The sequence below is a fragment of the Segatella oris genome (genome assembly GCF_900637655.1).
GTDB lineage: Bacteria > Bacteroidota > Bacteroidia > Bacteroidales > Bacteroidaceae > Prevotella > Prevotella oris.
Genome location: NZ_LR134384.1, coordinates 1,181,346 through 1,199,858 on the forward strand (window position 1 = coordinate 1,181,346; position 18,513 = coordinate 1,199,858).

10 protein-coding genes are annotated in these 18,513 nt (G+C 45.0%); all 10 read left to right on the plus strand.

The genetic code is table 11. From position 1 onward, the window contains the following. Positions 1–133 precede the first annotated feature (133 nt). Positions 134–2,833: a 4-alpha-glucanotransferase gene (locus tag EL210_RS04805; RefSeq protein WP_018919854.1), complete on the plus strand. Its 2,700-nt coding sequence runs from the start codon at positions 134–136 to the stop codon at positions 2,831–2,833. A gap of 95 nt (positions 2,834–2,928) precedes the next feature. Then, positions 2,929–3,783: a CPBP family intramembrane glutamic endopeptidase gene (locus tag EL210_RS04810; RefSeq protein ID WP_018919853.1), complete on the plus strand. Its 855-nt coding sequence runs from the start codon at positions 2,929–2,931 to the stop codon at positions 3,781–3,783. A 46-nt stretch (positions 3,784–3,829) separates the two neighbouring features. After that, the gene (locus tag EL210_RS04815) at positions 3,830–5,962 is read left to right on the plus strand and encodes a glycoside hydrolase family 97 protein (protein WP_026285911.1); all 2,133 of its coding nucleotides are present in this window, start codon (positions 3,830–3,832) and stop codon (positions 5,960–5,962) included. A gap of 30 nt (positions 5,963–5,992) precedes the next feature. Then, a complete protein-coding gene (pulA, locus tag EL210_RS04820) occupies positions 5,993–7,894 on the plus strand; it encodes a type I pullulanase (protein ID WP_018919851.1) in 1,902 nt (633 codons plus the stop codon). A 13-nt stretch (positions 7,895–7,907) separates the two neighbouring features. Further along, the gene (locus EL210_RS04825) at positions 7,908–9,779 is read left to right on the plus strand and encodes a glycoside hydrolase family 13 protein (RefSeq protein WP_026285910.1); all 1,872 of its coding nucleotides are present in this window, start codon (positions 7,908–7,910) and stop codon (positions 9,777–9,779) included. A gap of 885 nt (positions 9,780–10,664) precedes the next feature. Continuing rightward, positions 10,665–12,830, plus strand: a complete 2,166-nt coding sequence (locus EL210_RS04835) for a hypothetical protein (protein WP_018919847.1) — start codon at positions 10,665–10,667, stop codon at positions 12,828–12,830. 18 nt (positions 12,831–12,848) lie between these two features. After that, entirely contained in the window at positions 12,849–13,061 is a 213-nt protein-coding gene (locus tag EL210_RS04840) for a hypothetical protein (RefSeq protein WP_004371304.1), read from the plus strand. Positions 13,062–13,256: 195 nt separating this feature from the next. After that, positions 13,257–13,472 carry a hypothetical protein gene (locus tag EL210_RS04845; protein WP_018919846.1) on the plus strand — a complete coding sequence of 72 codons (216 nt, stop codon included), beginning with the start codon at positions 13,257–13,259 and terminating at the stop codon, positions 13,470–13,472. 22 nt (positions 13,473–13,494) lie between these two features. Further along, positions 13,495–15,126: a hypothetical protein gene (locus EL210_RS04850; protein ID WP_232000433.1), complete on the plus strand. Its 1,632-nt coding sequence runs from the start codon at positions 13,495–13,497 to the stop codon at positions 15,124–15,126. 209 nt (positions 15,127–15,335) lie between these two features. Then, positions 15,336–18,356 carry a two-component regulator propeller domain-containing protein gene (locus tag EL210_RS04855; RefSeq protein WP_026285906.1) on the plus strand — a complete coding sequence of 1,007 codons (3,021 nt, stop codon included), beginning with the start codon at positions 15,336–15,338 and terminating at the stop codon, positions 18,354–18,356. The last annotated feature ends 157 nt before the right edge of the window (positions 18,357–18,513 follow it).

Here is an 18,513-nt window from a genome sequence, read left to right on the forward strand (position 1 = left end):
TCCTCTTTGGAATTGTAGTGTAAACTCCCCTTTATGTGCAAACGTTTGCATTATTATTTCTTGATTTTGTTTTTTTACAGAGAACCAACTTACGATTAAATTGCTATCTTTACAGAAAATTACTAACCTCCGTATGAAACTGACTTTTAATATAAACTATGACACCGTATTCGGCGAAGAAGTATTGCTGAATATCGTAGAGACTGACAGTAAAGGAGCAAAGAAAACCTCCCAGTTCAGAATGAATAACCGTGATGGAAAGCACTGGTGGTATGAGTTGAACCGCAAAGAGGCGCCCCTCAACACCTCGCTCGACTATTATTACAGCGTCGACTGCGATTGGGCAGACAGCCGTCACGAGTGGCTTACCGAGACACATCGCTTGGAACTCAGTGCCGTTAAGGGCAGGGAATATACCGTTTACGACCATTGGGCCGACGTTCCCGAGGATTCCTATCTCTACAGTTCGGCTTTTACGGAGTGTGTAAATCGCCGTCCTTTGCCTTCCATTCGCCCTTCGGCTTACGACAAGACGGTGCGCCTCATCGTGCGTGCACCGCAGCTTCGCACATTCGAACAGCTTGCTGTGGTCGGTAAACCCAAGTCAATGGGTGCATGGGATGTGTTCAAGGCACTGCCCATGTATGAGCATAATTACAATGAGTGGATTGTAGATCTCAACGTTGAAACCTTGGATGGCGAGGTTCTTGAATTCAAGTTTGCTGCGCTCAACACGGCAGACACGCAACATCCACTGTGGGAAACAGGCATGAACCGAGAGATACATCTGCCCGAAATCAAGAATGGTGAGGTGGTTGTCTACGAACTTTCGCAGGCTTTCTTCGATATCTGCAATCGCAAATTGGCCGGAACGTTAGTGCCTGTCTTCTCACTTCGTTCAAAGACAAGCTATGGTATCGGCGACTTTGGCGACCTGAAAAAGATGATAGATTGGGTGGCTGCGACCCATCAACGCGTGCTCCAGGTGTTGCCTATCAACGATACTACGACCACACATACATGGACAGATTCCTATCCATACAGCTGTATCAGCATCTTTGCCCTGCATCCGCAGTATGCTGACCTGAGGCAGCTGCCACCATTGAAAGACGGAAAGAAAAGCAATGATTTCGAGGCTTTACGTCAGGAACTCAATGCCTTGAAGCAGATAGATTATGAGCGTGTGAACGATGCCAAACAGAAATATCTGCATGAAATCTATCAGCAGGAGGGTAAAGAGATGCTCAAGAGCAAGGCTTTCAAGCAGTTCTTTGCCGACAGCGAGCAGTGGCTTGTGCCCTATGCGCAGTATTGTTATTTGCGAGATAAATACGGTAAGGCCGACTTCTCAACGTGGCCTGACCACCAAGTATGGAACGAAAAAGAACGCAAACAGCTCTCCACGCCGTCGTCAAAAGAATATAAAGAAGTGGAATTCTTCTATTTTGTGCAGTTTGTTTTGAACCAGCAAATGGAGGCAGTTCATGCCTATGCACGTGAGAAAGGCGTCATTCTGAAAGGCGATATCCCTATTGGCGTCAATCGAAATGGCTGCGATGTGTGGATGGAACCGAAGTATTTCAACCTCAACGGACAGGCCGGTGCACCGCCTGACGACTTCTCTGTGAACGGACAAAACTGGGGATTTCCCACGTATAACTGGGATGAAATGGTGAAAGACGGCTGTAAGTGGTGGGTACGTCGCTTCCAGAACATGAATAAGTACTTTGATGCTTACCGCATAGACCATGTGCTTGGCTTCTTCCGTATATGGGAAATTCCGTCTGATGCCGTGCATGGTTTGCTCGGACAGTTTGCCCCATCGCTTGGTATGTCGCGTGAAGAAATCGAAGGTTATGGCCTGCATTTCCTTGAAGATCAGTTCACCAAGCCGTTTATCAGCGATTGGATTATTGACCGTGTATTCCATGAACGCGCTGCAGAAGTGAAGCAGCGGTTCCTCAACCACACACATGACGACATCTATGAGCTGAAGCCCGAGTTCAGCACCCAACGCAAAGTGGAAGCTGCCTTTGAGGGAAAGACCTCGGATGCCGATATCTGGTTGCGCGACGGTCTTTATGCCTTGATCAGCAATGTGCTCTTTGTGCGCGACCGTAAAGACCCGAATAAGTTCCACCCACGCATCAGTGCGCAGTTCGACTTCACGTATGAAGCACTCTATGACAGCGATAAGGCAGTCTTCAACCGCATATATAATGACTATTATTATCGTCGCAATAACCAGTTCTGGTATCGTGAGGCCATGAAGAAATTGCCTAAGCTTGTGCAGGCAACGCGCATGCTTGTGTGTGCTGAAGACCTTGGTATGGTGCCCGATTGTGTGCCATGGGTGATGAACAATCTCAAGATATTGAGTCTCGAACTGCAGAGTATGCCGAAGGATCCTCATGTGAGATTTGGTTACTTGGGCAGCAATCCTTATCGTTCGGTATGCACCATTTCAAGCCATGACATGCCTACACTGCGTCAGTGGTGGGACGAGGATTTCGAGCGTACACAGGCTTATTACAACAGCATGCTCTATCGGGGTGGGGCAGCTCCTCACCCACTTCCAGGTTGGTTGGCACGTGACATTGTCGGCCGTCACCTGATGTCTCCGAGCATGCTTTGCATCCTTTCCGTGCAGGATTGGTTGGCAATTGACGAGAAACTGCGCCTTGCCGACCAGAATGCGGAGCGCATTAACATCCCTGCAAACCCTAAACATTACTGGCGTTATCGCATGCATGTGAGCATTGAAGACCTCATGCAGAATACTGATTTTCGCGAGAATGTGACTGAACTCGTATGTCAGTCGGGCAGGGAATGATTGTATTGAATAGCTTTGAACAGTAAAGACAGCGAGGACTTTTAATGATATTGTCCTCACTGTCGCGATAAGAAAAACTGAAAGAAATAAAATATATGAAGGATGATAAGCAGGAACACATTATTCTGAGGTATCGTTATGGTTTGCTTTTCTATATTCTTGCAGCCGTGATACCGTGGGGATTCTGGTTCGTAGCAGGGCATGTCAGCCACCAAAATGAGGGAAACGAGTTCCTTTCTTCCATGTTGGGATTGGTTGGTTTGTGTTTTCCTTTGTTGCTTGCTTTTACGTTTATTTGTCGAGATTCGGCCTTGAGAAAGGATGCTTTTTCGCGTTTCTTCAATTTCAAGGCACGCTATGCAGGATATTATATAGGAGCTTGCACCATACTCCCGATTAGCATTTTGGCAGCAATGGCTATTTCGTTGTTATTTGGTTATAGTTCTTCACAGTTTGTTATCACCGGACATTACACTTTTACTTCGGGGGTCTTTCCCGTTTGGTTCTTGCTGATTATGGCTCCTGTTTTAGAAGAATTGGCCTGGCATAGCTATGGAACAGACTGTCTTCGCTCGCGTATGAACCTGCTTTATACTTCACTTGTCTTTGCTGTTTATTGGGCATTGTGGCACTTTCCATTAGCAGGTATCAAGGGATATTACCATGCTAATGTCGTTCATGAGGGCGCGTTGTATAGCATTAACTTCATTGTGAGTATCATTCCGTTTGTAGTTCTGATGAATTGGCTTTATTATAAGACGGGACGTAATATCCTTGTGGCTATTGTTTTCCATATAACAGCGGGCTATTTTAATGAGATATTTGCTACACATCCCGACAGTAAGTGCATTCAGACCGTACTGTTGCTGATCTTGGCAGGTGTAGTCGTGGCTCGTAATCGTTCATTCTTTTTCGATAAAACCCTTCATGTCGAACTTTCGAAACCTTGAGTTTCAGTAATAACTAATAATAAAAAACCAAAACAAATAATTCATCATGAGACCTTTACAATTCCTTTTCGCGCTGTTGTTAGTACCTTGTATGGCCGTGGCACAGACGGTTAAGTCGCCTGACGGCAAGGTTGCTGTGACGTTTTCGCTGTCGCCAAGCGGACAACCCACTTATGAGATGACGTTCAAGAATAAGCAGGTGGTGAAGCCTTCACACCTCGGTCTGGAGTTGGCAAAAGACAAACACGCCTCCAAGGGATTGAAGGAGACCGACCTGATGGACGGTTTTAAAATCACCGATACCAAGATTTCTGCGTTTGATGAGACGTGGACACCGGTGTGGGGACAGTTCAAGAAGATTAGAAACCATTACAATGAATTGGCGGTTTCGCTGCATCAAGCATCGTCAGACCGCAATATCATCATTCGTTTCCGCGTCTATGACGACGGCATGGGATTGCGTTATGAGTTCCCACAACAGCAGTCTCTCAACTATTTCCTCATCAAGGAAGAGCACACTCAGTTTGCCATGACAGGCGATCATACGGCTTGGTGGCTGCCGGGTGACTATGACACACAGGAGCAGGAAACACAGGAAACGAAACTGTCTGAAATCCGTGAGCGTTTCAAGAAGGCGGTCAATTGGAATAACTCTTCCGTATCTGTGTTTTCACCGACGGGTGTTCAGACGGCTTTACAGTTGAAGACGCAAGACGGTCTCTATCTGAATATCCACGAAGCTGCCTGCATCGACTATGCCACCATGCACTTGAACCTCGACGACAAGAACTTTGTTTTCGAGTCATGGCTTACTCCTGATGCCACAGGACTAAAGGGATGCATGCAGACTCCATGCTCAACACCGTGGCGAACAGTCATGGTAAGCGATGATGCCCGCGACATGTTGGCATCAAGTTTGATACTCAATCTCAACGAACCTTGCAAGCTTGAAGACACCAGTTGGATACATCCGGTGAAATATTGTGGCGTTTGGTGGGAGATGATTGTAGGCAAGAGCAGTTGGAACTACACCGATGAATATCCCTCGGTGAAGTTGGATGAGATGGATTGGAGCAAGGCAAAACCCAACGGTCGCCATGCTGCCAATACCGAACACGTGAAGAAATACATTGATTTCGCAGCTGCCAACGGACTCCAGCAGGTACTCATTGAGGGCTGGAACGTAGGTTGGGAAGACTGGGCGAATATGTGGAAATGGGATGTTTTCGATTTCGTTACGCCCTATCCCGACTTTGATATCAAGGCTTTGAACGACTATGCGCACAGCAAGGGTGTGAAACTGATGATGCACCATGAAACTTCTTCGAGCGTCATCAACTATGAGCGCCACCTCAACGAAGCTTTCAATCTGATGGATAAATATGGATATGATGCTGTGAAAGGCGGTTATGTGGGCGATATTATCCCACGTGGTGACCATCATTTCTCACAGGCAATGAACAATCACTACCTTTATGTGGTCAAGGAAGCAGCCAAGCATCACATCATGGTGAATGCACACGAAGCAACCCGCCCCACGGGACTTTGCCGCACATATCCTAACCTTATCGGCAATGAAAGTGCCCGAGGTACGGAATATGAAGCTTTTGGTGGCAGCAATCCCGACCACACTGTAGTGCTTCCTTTCACTCGTCTTCAGGGCGGCCCAATGGACTATACGCCTGGTATCTTAGAGACTCAACTCAAGACTTGGAGTGATAATCCGAACTATGTGCACACCACCTTGGTGGGCCAGTTGGCGCTTTATCTCGTCATGTGGGGCCCAATCCAGATGGCAGCCGACCTGCCGGAGAACTATCAGAAGTATGCCGATGCTTTCCAATTCATCAAGGATGTGGCCGTAGACTGGGACGACTCACGCTATATAGAGGCTGAACCGGGCGACTATATCACCGTGGCGCGCAAGGCAAAAGGTACAGATAATTGGTTTGTTGGAGGCAAGTGCGATGAGAACGGGCATCAAAGTGTAGTGCGTCTTGACTTTCTCGACAAGGGCGCTAAATACGAGTGTACGCTTTATGCCGATGCAAAAGGGGCCGATTATAAGACGAACCCCAAGGCCTACACCATCACTAAGCGCACTGTGAAGAAAGGCGATGTGTTGAAGATTGACGAGGCACGTGGTGGTGGTTTTGCCATGTCACTCATCAAGAAATAAGTAATTTTGATTTAACTGCACACCTAAACAATGAAAATCAGAATGTTCTGTATGACTGCATTAGCAGCCGCTATGATACAAACTGTTCGGGCACAGGATGTCTTCAACGAGATGTCTTACAGTCCCAAGCAGACCGTTTTCAAACTGAATGCCCCAACACGCCCTGTCGTTCGGCTGTATAACGACGGCATGAAAGGTAAGGCTGTGAAGACACTGAAGATGAAACGCGCGGGAAAAGACCTTTGGACATTATATGTAAAAGGTGATTTGCGTGGCAAGTTCTATACATTCGACCTCGGAAAGGGCGAGACGCCGGGCGTCTTTGCCAAGGCCGTTGGGGTGAATGGAAATAGAGGTGCTGTCATCAATCTGTGCTCCACAGACCCCGAAGGCTGGCAGAACGACCATCGACCCGCTTTGCATTCGGCTGCCGATCAAGTGATTTACGAGATGCATGTGCGTGATTTCACGCATTCAGCTCCCGGCATATCTCATCCCGATAAGTTCTTGGGCGTGGGTGAACCTGTGTCAACAGACTATTTGAAACGGCTTGGTGTGACCGCTGTCCACTTGCTCCCTTCGTTCGATTATGCCTCTGTTGACGAAACGATACAGCATAATCCGCCTTATAACTGGGGCTATGACCCGAAAAACTATAACGTGCCTGAAGGCAGCTATTCCACCGATCCTTACCGCCCGGACGTGCGCATTCGTGAGTTCAAACAAATGGTCCAAGCACTTCACAAGGCTGGTATACGTGTCATTCTTGACGTGGTTTACAACCATACTTTCGACATTCAGCACAGCAATTTCCAGCTGACTTATCCCGATTACTACTATCGCAAGAATGCTGATGGAACTTTTTCCAACGGTTCGGGCTGTGGCAATGAAACGGCTTCTGAAAAGCCATTGATGCGCAAGTTCATGCTCGAAAGTGTGAAATATTGGATAAACGAGTATCACATCGACGGCTTTCGCTTCGACTTAATGGGTATTCATGACATCGAAACCATGAATGAAATCCGTGCCGAAGTCAACAAAATAGATCCCACCATCTATATCTATGGTGAGGGATGGAGTGCAGGTAGCTGTGCTTATCCTTTAGAGAAATTGGCTGTCAAGGCGCATACGGCCCAATTACATGGCATTGCAGCTTTCAGTGATGATATGAGAGATGCCCTCCGCGGCCCTTTCAGCGATGATAGGAAAGGGGCCTTTCTTGCCGGCATCAAGGGCGAAGAAGAGAGCTTGAAGTTTGGCATCGCAGGCGCCATTGCCCATCCCGACGTCGACATGTCAAAGGTAAACTACAGCAAGGAGCCGTGGGCCGTACAGCCTACCCAGCAGATTAGCTATGTCAGCTGTCATGATGATATGTGCCTGACCGACCGCCTTCGTGCTTCTGTCCCCGGCATCCAAGACGATGAACTCATTCGTCTCGACTTGCTTGCACAGACTGCAGTGTTCACTTCGCAAGGCGTTCCGTTCATTTTGAGCGGTGAAGAAATGCTGCGTAATAAGCAAGGTGTGCACAACAGCTTTAACTCCCCGATAGACATCAACGCTCTGAATTGGGCACAACTCAAGGAATATCCGCAGGTGTTTGCTTATTATCAGAAGCTTATCCAGTTGCGAAAGAATCACCCTGCATTCCGACTTGGCGATGCCGCGCTCGTCAGAAAGCATCTTCGTTTCCTGCCCGTGAAGCCTTGTCTTGTGGGATTTGTGCTTCAAAATCATGCCGGTGGAGATGCCTGGAACAATATCATAGTCATTCTGAATGGCAGTCGCGAGACGCAGGAGGTAGACATCCCCGCGGGCAACTACACTGTTGTGCTCTGTGATGATACGATTAATGAACAGGGCTTGGGGCGGATGCAAGACGGCAAGGTGACCGTAGATGCCCAACGTGCATTGATTCTTCACGATTAAACAACCATGAAATATGAAGAAAATAATTTTCAGTTTAGCATTATTTCTGTCGGCGATGACATCCTTAGCATCGACAAATATTGACCGCATAGAGCCTGCCAACTGGTTTGTGGGCATGAAAAACAGCTCGCTTCAGCTGATGGTTTATGGCAAGAATATCCGCAATTCGCGTGTCAGTGTAGACTATCCCGGAGTGAAAATCGACTCTCTTGTGCGCCTTGACTCACCCGACTATCTGCTCGTTTATCTGAATATCGGCGGAGCAAAGCCCGGAGAAATGATGCTCAACTTCAACGGAAAGAAAGTGAAGTATCCCCTGCAAGCACGCGAAATGAGCGGCGATAAGCGCATGGGTTTCACCAATGCAGATGTGCTCTATATGCTCATGCCCGACCGTTTTGCCTCGGGGCGTGGCATCACGAAACCTTTGAAGGGCATGAACCCCTATGTCGTAGACCGTTCAAAGCCGAGTCTTCGTCATGGTGGAGACCTTGAAGGCATTCGCCGCCACTTGGATTATTTCAATCAATTGGGCGTCACAGCCCTGTGGTTTACGCCTATTTTGGAAAACGATGCGCCTGATATTAATGATTACAACAACTATCATGGCTATGATACCACAGACTATTATCGTGTTGACCCACGTTTCGGAACCAATGAAGATTACCGTCGCCTTATTGCCGAAGCACATGCCAAAGGCTTGAAAGTGGTCATGGATATGATTTTCAATCATTGTGGTTTCGATCATCCTTGGGTAAAAAACATGCCGTCAAAAGATTGGTTCAATGCCCCCGAGTGGTTGAAAGAGGGTGAGAAAGTTTATCTGCAAACCAGCTATAAGCTTACGCCTGTGCTCGACCCCTATGCCTCTGAAGTGGATAAAAGAGAGACCGTTGACGGTTGGTTTGTAAAGACCAAACCTGATTTGAACCAGCGAAATCCTCACGTGATGACCTATCTTGTCCAGAACAGTATATGGTGGATAGAGACCGTTGGCATTGACGGCATCCGCATGGACACATATCCTTATGCTGACAGAAAGGCCATGTCGCAGTGGATGAAAGCCCTTGATGAGGAATATCCCAACTTCAATACCGTCGGAGAAATATGGGTTACGGAGCCTGCCTACACCGCAGCATGGCAGAAAGACTCGCGACTTTCAACCGTCAACAGCTATCTTAAGACCGTCATGGACTTCAGCTTTTACGACAAGATCAATCTTGCCAAGAGCGAAGAAACTGATGATTGGTGGAAAGGACTCAATCGAATATACAACAGTCTGTGTTATGATTACCTCTATGAGAACCCTTCAAGCGTGATGGCTTTCATCGAAAACCACGACACCGACCGTTTCTTGGGCGAGGGAAAAGACACTCTTGCCTTGAAGCAGGCCCTTGGGTTGTTGCTCACTATCAATCGCATTCCTCAATTGTATTATGGCACAGAAGTGTTGATGAATGGCACGAAGACCGTCACCGACGGTGATGTGCGCCGCGATTTCCCCGGAGGTTTTGCGGGCGATAAGCACAATGCATTCACTGCCGAGGGGCGAACGAAAGAAGAAAATGCCATGTTCAACTGGCTCAGTCGCCTTTTACATTGGCGTCAAGGCAATGAAGTTATCTGCAAAGGCAAGCAAATCCAGTTCATTCCCTATAAAGGTGTCTATGTCGTTGCACGCCAATATCAGGGCAAGACCGTGCTGACCATCCTCAATGGAAAGCGTGCAGCAGTTGAAATGGACCTCTCGCGCTATGCTGAAGTCATTGGAAATCAAACCGAGGCCCGTGATGTTGTCACGGGCAAGACCGTTAAACTCGGTGACGTGTTGAGGCTGAAACCGCGTGAAACGATGATTGTTGAAATGTCTTCCAGTGCTTCTTAAACCTACTTGAGCATGCAGTAGCCATGCCAAGAGCATGCTGATGATTTCACAAGCCTGCGCAGCCTTTCCGCTCGTGGAGGGTGGCGCAGGCTTCATTCGCTTGTGAAAGTGAAAGCTGATGGAGGGGAAAAAGGCGGTTTTCTTGCATTTTGTTTTTTTAACAAAAAACTCAGAAAACCTTACAAAAGAAAAGGCGATGCCAAGTTGTTGCTTTTCTCTCAACGGGCAATTTCTATCTTGTTGGGTTGCAGTTTCATTCATTTTGCAATCTGTTTCCTATCAGATTGGCTTGCAACATGACTTGTTTCATCAGGCGAAATGACGCAGAATACATGATGGAATCAGTTGTTTTGCTCGCTTTCTCCTTATGTTTCCTCTTCCTTTCAATCTGTGTAAAAGAAAAAGGGAAAGCCTTTTCAGACTTTCCCCTGATGCAAATATACACTTTTAAAAAGGCAAATGCAAATCCGTTGTGAATTACTTTTACACAAGAGTTCATTTTCCTTTTGAGTTCATCTCTGTTGTGACAGTCTTTGTCCTGCGGGATGTTTGCAGGGTGGATTTCTCGGATTGCAGGTTTCAAAGCTTCTTTTAACCGTGAAATTCCCAACGATAAATGGGTTATATCTTGCTGTATGAAACTGCTGTTTCTATTGTTCTGTTCGATTTAACATCTTTTTTTTTTTTTTTATATAAAATCTTTTGTGATGTCAATAGATGTGAATACCTTTGCCGCAAAATCATTTGTATTCATAAGGATCTATGTAACAACATAATGTTGGAGAATAAAACAATTATCAGTGGCAATGATGAGAACGCACCTATGGGTGAACTGTAGCATTAAATACCGCACAAATCTAAATAAAAAATAATGTAATATAAGAAATGAAACGTAAGTTAATTGTAAAGAGAGTTATTGTGCTTGTCTTTTTCTTGGCTCTGTTTTCCAAAATATATGCACAGGGACAAGATCATAAACATGAATGGGTTGGTAACAGCATTGAGTCGATAGTCACAGCTACTGATCCCGACATGAAAACTGTTTATCTTTATAATGTTGGTACACATAAGTTTATCAATGCCGGAAGTTATTGGGCAACTGTGACCATTGGCTATAATGTTGGTATGGCACTGCATATTAAAAAGTCGGAGAAAGTATCTGGTTGGTATTGTATAACGGGGGATACAAAGACAACAGAAGGCTCTACCTTGGCTTGGGGGCGTAAGAAAGATACTCCTGGACAAAGTAACCCTATCAATTATAATCATGTGTATGTAGACCGGGGAAATAAGGAAGTTGTTAATGGAATTGTTGATTGGTGTTTTACAAAAGTGCCTCGTGAAAGTAAAACCTATACTATACATTGCAACAATGATGAACATCTTTTTTGGCCGGATAAAGATATGTATGGTGACATCTATCTACAATTAGAAGCTTCTGTTGCTGACCGTTTAGAGATGAAATATCCTCATTATGTTTTACCTTCAGATCGCAATGCACAATGGAAGATTGTTACTTTGAAAGACCTTAAGGAGGCATTTAAGGATAAATTCGCGTCTGATGAAAAACCTGCTGATGCCACATTCCTTATTCGTGATCAGAACTTTAGTCGAAGCCATACAGAAATAAAAAAATGGGAAATTAGCGGTGGATTAACTGAAAAATTTAAGTCAAAAAACAATAGTTTCTTTTCAGAAAGTGGAACCTATTATGTAGGTATCGGTTCACCAAGTAGTGATTATTATCAAGCTAAGTATGCCTCACGTTGGGTGGCTACAGTCCGTAATATCGGAGACCATACTCATGCAAATGGCACAGTAACTCAAAAGGTTCAGATCTTGAAGAAAGGTTGGTATATCCTTTCTTGTGATGGCTTTTATAATGCGACTAACGGTAGTTCAATGAAATCTTTTTTCTTTGCTAAGGTTGAAGGGGATAATAGAGGAAGTAGCAATGTATCTGCAGAACTCAACGTGTTTAATCGTGATTTTGACTATACAGTGGAAGAACTCAAAAAGACATATGGCTCTGCTGACACTATAATAGAAAGCCCCTATGTAAAGGCCGGCAGGGTTTTCAATGAGGGAAAGTATCAGAATTCACTCATCGTCTATGTGCCTTACAATAATGCTACGTTAGATATCGGTGTAGAAGTCAAAGGTTCTAATCGAGAACTTGACCTCACAGCATTTGATAATTTCCAGTTGCAGTATTGTGGAGACCGAGATATAGTGCTCGATGAAAGCCAGACTGATGTGACTTATATCAACAAGCAGGTGGAGGCAAACGTAGCAAAGACGCTTATTTTAAAGCGCAAAATGACTCCATATCGGTGGAATTCCATCACGCTTCCGGTTGCACTTACAGCTGCACAATTCAAGAGAGCATTTGGTCGTCATGCAGAGCTTTCAGAGTTGAAAGGGCAGGATGAAAATCTTTCCTCACGTATTGTTTTCACACCGGTAAGTCTTGAGAACAATGATGCTGTTGTTATCTTGCCTAATAAACTTTATATCATGAAGCCTACACTTAAAGCAAACGTGACCTTTGGAGATTATGAAAAGAATATTGACGGTTATGGAAAAATCAAGGTTTATGCTCCTTATTATCAGATTAATAACGTTTCATTGACAGCGACAACGACGGGAGAGTTTAAAGAACAACCAAAGTATTCGACTACGGTTGACGGCAGATTGGTGTTCTGTGGTACACAGGTGAAACGCGCTTCTGATTATGTCCCAAAGTATTCTTATGTGCTTGGTGCGAATGATGGCAAGTGGCATTATCTCCTAAAAGACCATCCGATCCTCGGTTTCCGCTGTTGGATTGCCACGGGATCAGCAGGTTTAGCTAAGCAGATGACATTCTCTATCAATGGTGTTGTAGACAATACGACGGGGATTAATCAGACTATAGTCGATGATCAACGACCTCAAAATGCCGATATCTATACGGTCAATGGGCAGTTGGTACGTGCTGGTTCGTCTTCGATAGAAGGCTTGCCAAAGGGCATTTATATTGTGAATGGAAAGAAACTTGTGGTTCGTTAAACGGTAAAGGATAGCAAAATGAAGAAAAAAGAATATATAATCCCTAAGATAGAAGTAACCCATATTGATGCGGAAGAAATGCTCCACCTCCCCGGAGCATCCCGCTTTGATAATAATGGTGACGGAAAAGACGATACTTTTCCTGTGCTTCCAGGCTTGGATGACGATGATGATGCCATTGGTGCTAAGCCTAACCCATGGGGCACATGGGATCAAAATAATTGGGAATAGGCTGTTTGCCTATTCCTTTTGCTTTTTAATAGTCTAATCTCCCCATACGTTTTTTTGCGTTTATCGAAAGTCCTTTGTAAATAGTTTCTTTTAAGATAAGGTATAATAAAAGTTCTTTTATTGCGTTTTTGCGCATATAAGGTGAGGAAAAAGAATAATGAATACAGTCCTTTGTGACTGAAGAAAATAGCGAACATGGAAAAGAAAGAAAAATTAGAGAAGGCGGTTAAACTTTATATTACGCCTGTTTCGGTTGTAATGAATGTTGATGCGGGGTGTCAACTGTTGAGTGGAAGTGTCCATGGTGACCATCAGTCAGCCGATGATGACGATGCTTATGCAAAGCAATATGACTGGGGATTGCAGGATAATGATGAGAATGATTGGGACAAAGAAGATGAATCGTATTAAAGAAAGAAGCGAACTTAAGATCATGATGAATAAGAATTTGTTTTTTACAGCTTGCCTGTTTGCCTCCGGTTTACTTGTCGGTTGCTCTTCAGAAAGTACAGGCAGTGAGAAAGGTGGTAGTGAAAAGGAGACAGAACACTTGGCTGTTTTCTCGACTGAAGATGCCGTTGTATCGGCAAAGCCCACTATAACGCGTACTACAGGGGTGTATAATGGCCATGCGATAGATTTCTCTTGGACGCCAAGTGATAAGTTGTGGATTCATGACGGTATGAGCTTGATTAAGAATACCAGCGATAATATTACTGGTGTTCAAGCCTCAGCGAAGTTCTATTATGACCGTGCTTTTAATAAACCTTCTTATCCCGTACGCTTCACGGGTACGGATGCTTCAGCGGGAGATAAGGTGACTATCGCTGCAAATCAGACACAGGCACAGCCAAACAACGCTGCCCATATCGGAAAGGATGGCGATTGTGGTACGGCAACGGCTACACCTGTAGGCGGTATCTATAAGTTTCGGTTGATGCATAAGGCAGCTTATGTCACTTTTACTCCTTGGTATGGAAAGGAAGAATTGGCTTCGACGGTCTCTGTAACGGCAATCAAACTGACCATTGATGCAGCCTCAAATGCCGGTAAGAACATTGCCGGTACTTTTAATTTCGATGATAGTGGTTTAGGTACATTGCACTCCAATGGTACTAACAGTATTACACTTGAGCTTACGAATGGCTTTCCTGTGCCCAAGGCTGCAGACTATACAAAGAATGCAGCCACAATGGTTGTGTGTCCGGGAACTTATAATAAGGTGACGATAGCATATACTTTGAAAGATACAAAGACAGGGGTGACGGGTATAGTGAGCCAAACTTTTCCAACAATGACATTCAATGCCGGTAAGAACCGCCCTATAGGTAAAAATGAATTAGGCATGAATAACTATAAGCCTAACTATTATCAGTGGGATGCAGGAAAGCCTTATTGGGATGGATATACAGGAACTATCCCTGTAGTTAATGGCGAAGGAGGATATTATACGCCAGGTTCTGGTAATGATAGGTATATGAACAGTAACCCAAATGCATTTGAGGGCAATAACAGTTGTGCATCAGTTCCGAATGTAAACGAGGCTCTCCTCTATAGCTTCTGTGGCGAAACCTGCTGGGATGGAAACCTTGTTTGGACGATGAATAAGCATTTATACAAGGGTGGTATGTGGTTTCAGAAGTTAAATAAAATATCATCAGGGGGACACACTGGATTTACACATCCTGTAACTAATATCTATCAATGGAGTAACAACTACATTCCGAGTAGTAGTAATACCTATTGGAATAGCTGGTCTGAAGGTGATGAAGGTAATGTAAGTGCAGGTGCTTGGACGAAAGATGTTACAAAACAAGGAAAGCCCACTAATATAGAGAACTATTTCTTCCTTCCAGCAATGGGATATCTTAACAAGAATGGAATGTTGGTATTGGGTGATAACGATAAGTATGGATATTATGGTTCATATTGGACTTCCAATGGTGTGAATTTAGGTTATCAAGCACTTTCATTACATTTTAATGACAAGAAGGTTGGTGTAAATGTTGATGTTCGTCTTTGGGCTTACCCTATATTCGATGCTGTTACCTATCAATTGAAATAAAATAATTTTCATTCCATGCGGGATGAAGAACTTTATACATCGGGCATTGTTAGTAATTATGGCAATGCCCGATTTTTATTTGCATAGCTGTTTTGGTCAAACCATATTCTTATGTTATGCAAGAAAATCGCTGATGTCTCATTGTTTTTTGCTATCTTTGCATGACTGAATAGTTTAATTAACCAATATCGGGGAAAGAGAATACCTGCATGCGACATCTCATTTTATTGCTTTTTCTTTGTTTTGTCCGCTTCTCGGCATGGGCACAACCTGCTTATGTCATGAAGAGTAATGCGTCTTATCTGAACATGACGGGTGGACTTCCCAGTAATTTCGTCGATGATATCTATGCAGACAGCTATGGTTTTATGTGGATAGCCACGCATGGTGGCGGCCTTGTTCGCTATGATGGCTATGCCTATCGCTACTTTGGTGTGGGCAATGATGGCATGTCTTTGCGCAGTAACACCTGTCATAACATGGTGGAGGATAAGTTTCATCGGCTGTGGATAAGCTTTGATGAGTACACCGAAGTGCTTGATCTGAAGACCATGAAGACGGTGGTTCCTGATAGCAGGAATGATGCCTTGCGCGGCATTCTCAACCAACTCTCCGTGAAAGTTTACCGCGACAGCAAGGAGGCTTTGTGGATTGTGAACCGTTCGTTCATCTATCATGTCACGTTAGATCATGAGGGGAAAGCTGTCCGTATATTGCAGATTGGTTATCATGGCAATACTCCCGACATAGCTTTGGCCGATGTAGAGCGTAACGGTTCGGTGTGGGCGGCTATTGACGGTGGGCTGTATAAACTCGCCATAGAACGCGGAAGGCTCGTTAAGCACGTGATAAATCCTGCGTTTTCTCACATGAAAGAAAACTTTATCACCTCTTTGAAAGTGGTTCGGGGAGACGTTTGGATTGGCAGTTCGCAGGGGCTTCTGCGTTACAATCTTACTCAAAAGACATTGAGGAAATATCATCATAGCATGGCTGTTGGCTCTCTTTCGCACGACTATGTGTCGTCACTTGCCGTGTCAGCCGAGGGGCAGTTGCTTGTCGGAACATTAGGGGGCGTGGACTTCTATCAGCCTACTACTGATGATTTCCTACATTGGAATGCAGGCAGCAAGACTAATCCTTTGAGCAGTAACTTCGTGAATTGCCTTTTTGTATATCATGGGTTCACATGGGTGGGAACGGAAACGGGAGGCATTACCAAATTAAATCCGCGCCCTTTGCAATTGGAAAACTTCTCCCATACCGATGCACTTACCAGTCTTTCTCCGAATGCTGTGAATGCAATGTATGCTGAAACAGACGGTACATTGTGGGTAGGTACCGTGGAAGGAGGGCTGAACCGCAAGGCAAAGGGCAGTAATGTTTTCACTCATTTCACGACAACCAACTCGGCATTGACACATAATGCCGTGTCAACTTTGGCTGCTGATGGGGATAAACGCTTGTGGATTGGTACGTGGGGAGGCGGACTTCACTTGATAGATATGCGCTCGCATGCCACCATTCAGAGGCTTTCCTTACCCGAAAACTATGCCCGATTAACGCAGTTTGTGGGTGCCTTGTGCTATGATCAGCGCAATCAACTGATGTGGATTGGCAGCAACGACGGCATCTATGCCTATGATCTTCGGCGCAAAGAGATATTCGAACCCTTCAAAGGTTGTGGAAACATCCGCGGAGCTATCGGCAGTATCATTGACAATACAGGTTGTCTTTGGATGGGCTGTGTGTCGGGTGTCGTGAAAATCGATCTGAAATCCAACCGAAAGTCCCCGCATCTTTTCTCCTATACTCATTTTTCAACGAAGCTGGATAACCCGAAAAGCGGTATTATCGACAAGCTTTGTGCTTTCTGTCAGAGCCACGATGGGACATTATGGTTAGGCAGTAACGGTTATGGTCTGTATAAAAGAATGACGGATAGAAACGGGAAGACCGTCTTCAAAGCCTATACCCAGCGAGACGGCTTGGCAAATAATGCGGTGAAAGGGATTGTGGAAGACCATAACGGAATGCTGTGGATAACCACAGATAATGGGCTTTCTCAGTTCAATCCTCACACGGAAGCATTTACTAATTACACGGTCAGCGACGGTCTGCTTTCATCACAGTTTTATTGGAATTCGGCTGTCAGTGGGGCTGACGGAACTTTATATTTGGGAAGTGATAAAGGCGTAACGGTGCTTCATGGCGATAATTCTGCTTCGCTTTATCATGGCAGACTTCGTTTCACACGCCTTATAGTGAATAATGAAGATGCTGTTGTGGGAACGTCTGTTCTTGATAACGACATTTCACAGGCCAAGAGAATACGCGTCAGTGAAGCTGATAAATCCATTATGTTTGAGTTTTCCTCGCTCAGTTACAGCAATGAAACGCAAGGCGTTTACAGTTGTCGAATGAAAGGATTTGAGGATGATTGGATACAGTTGAAGCCCGGAGAGCACAGTATGCGCTATACCCATCTTCCCCCAGGTGACTATGAATTCCAGGTGAAGTATGTCTCTGCATTGAGTAAAGGGAATGATATGATGGCTTCAGTAGCCGTCAGTGTGGCCCCATATTTCTGGAAAAGCTGGTGGTTTGAACTGTTGTTGCTCGTCATAGTGAGCTTTATGGCGCGGTATTTCTATAAGCGTCGCGTGAGAGAACTGCGCAGAAAAGAGGCTGAACGACTGATGCAACCCATTGAAGATGCCTTGCGTGAGAGCGAAGAACCCTCGGAATTGCAGCATCGTATAGAGGAGATTCTCCATGTACAGCAAAAGGTAAGGCAGAGCAAACAGCGCAGTTTCCTGACTGATCAGACTGAAATGGACGATAAGGAAAAGCCTTTCATGGATCAGGTAATGGCTGTTGTGGAGCAGAAATACATGGATTCAGAATTTGGAGTGGCAGAGTTGGCGGAAGCCTTAGGCATGAACCGCAGTATGCTGAGCCGCAGGTTGAATGTGGAAACAGGTTTTTCTACGAGTCAATTCCTACGCAACTATCGTTTAGATGTGGCGAAAAAGATACTCGTCAACAATCCACACGACCGCAACATCACCGAGATTGCCTACAAAGTAGGTTTCAATGATCCCAAATATTTCACGAGATGCTACAGCAAGAGATTTGGAGAAGCTCCTAAAAGAAGCCTCTCCAATGATGCTTCCTCAAAGGGAAAAGAAAGTGAACCGGCTTGCGAACAGCAGCAATCAACGCATTGACAGCCGCTGTTCCATGATATGCTGTTTGAAATCAGGCAACTTGTTTAAAGTGAACTTTGTAAATATTTGAACCTTGTTTTTAACTTTTCAGCGCATGGGCAAATAGAAAAGATAAAGCAGGAAAATAGACTTTGCTTCACCATATTTCAGACCTTGG

Coding starts and splice junctions, on each gene's coding strand:
- EL210_RS04845 (WP_018919846.1), top strand. CDS start 13,257: ATGGAAAAGAAAGAAAAATTAGAGAAGGCGGTTAAACTTTATATTACG.
- EL210_RS04855 (WP_026285906.1), top strand. CDS start 15,336: ATGCGACATCTCATTTTATTGCTTTTTCTTTGTTTTGTCCGCTTCTCG.
- EL210_RS04810 (WP_018919853.1), top strand. CDS start 2,929: ATGAAGGATGATAAGCAGGAACACATTATTCTGAGGTATCGTTATGGT.
- pulA (WP_018919851.1), top strand. CDS start 5,993: ATGAAAATCAGAATGTTCTGTATGACTGCATTAGCAGCCGCTATGATA.
- EL210_RS04835 (WP_018919847.1), top strand. CDS start 10,665: ATGAAACGTAAGTTAATTGTAAAGAGAGTTATTGTGCTTGTCTTTTTC.
- EL210_RS04805 (WP_018919854.1), top strand. CDS start 134: ATGAAACTGACTTTTAATATAAACTATGACACCGTATTCGGCGAAGAA.
- EL210_RS04840 (WP_004371304.1), top strand. CDS start 12,849: ATGAAGAAAAAAGAATATATAATCCCTAAGATAGAAGTAACCCATATT.
- EL210_RS04850 (WP_232000433.1), top strand. CDS start 13,495: ATGATGAATAAGAATTTGTTTTTTACAGCTTGCCTGTTTGCCTCCGGT.
- EL210_RS04825 (WP_026285910.1), top strand. CDS start 7,908: ATGAAGAAAATAATTTTCAGTTTAGCATTATTTCTGTCGGCGATGACA.
- EL210_RS04815 (WP_026285911.1), top strand. CDS start 3,830: ATGAGACCTTTACAATTCCTTTTCGCGCTGTTGTTAGTACCTTGTATG.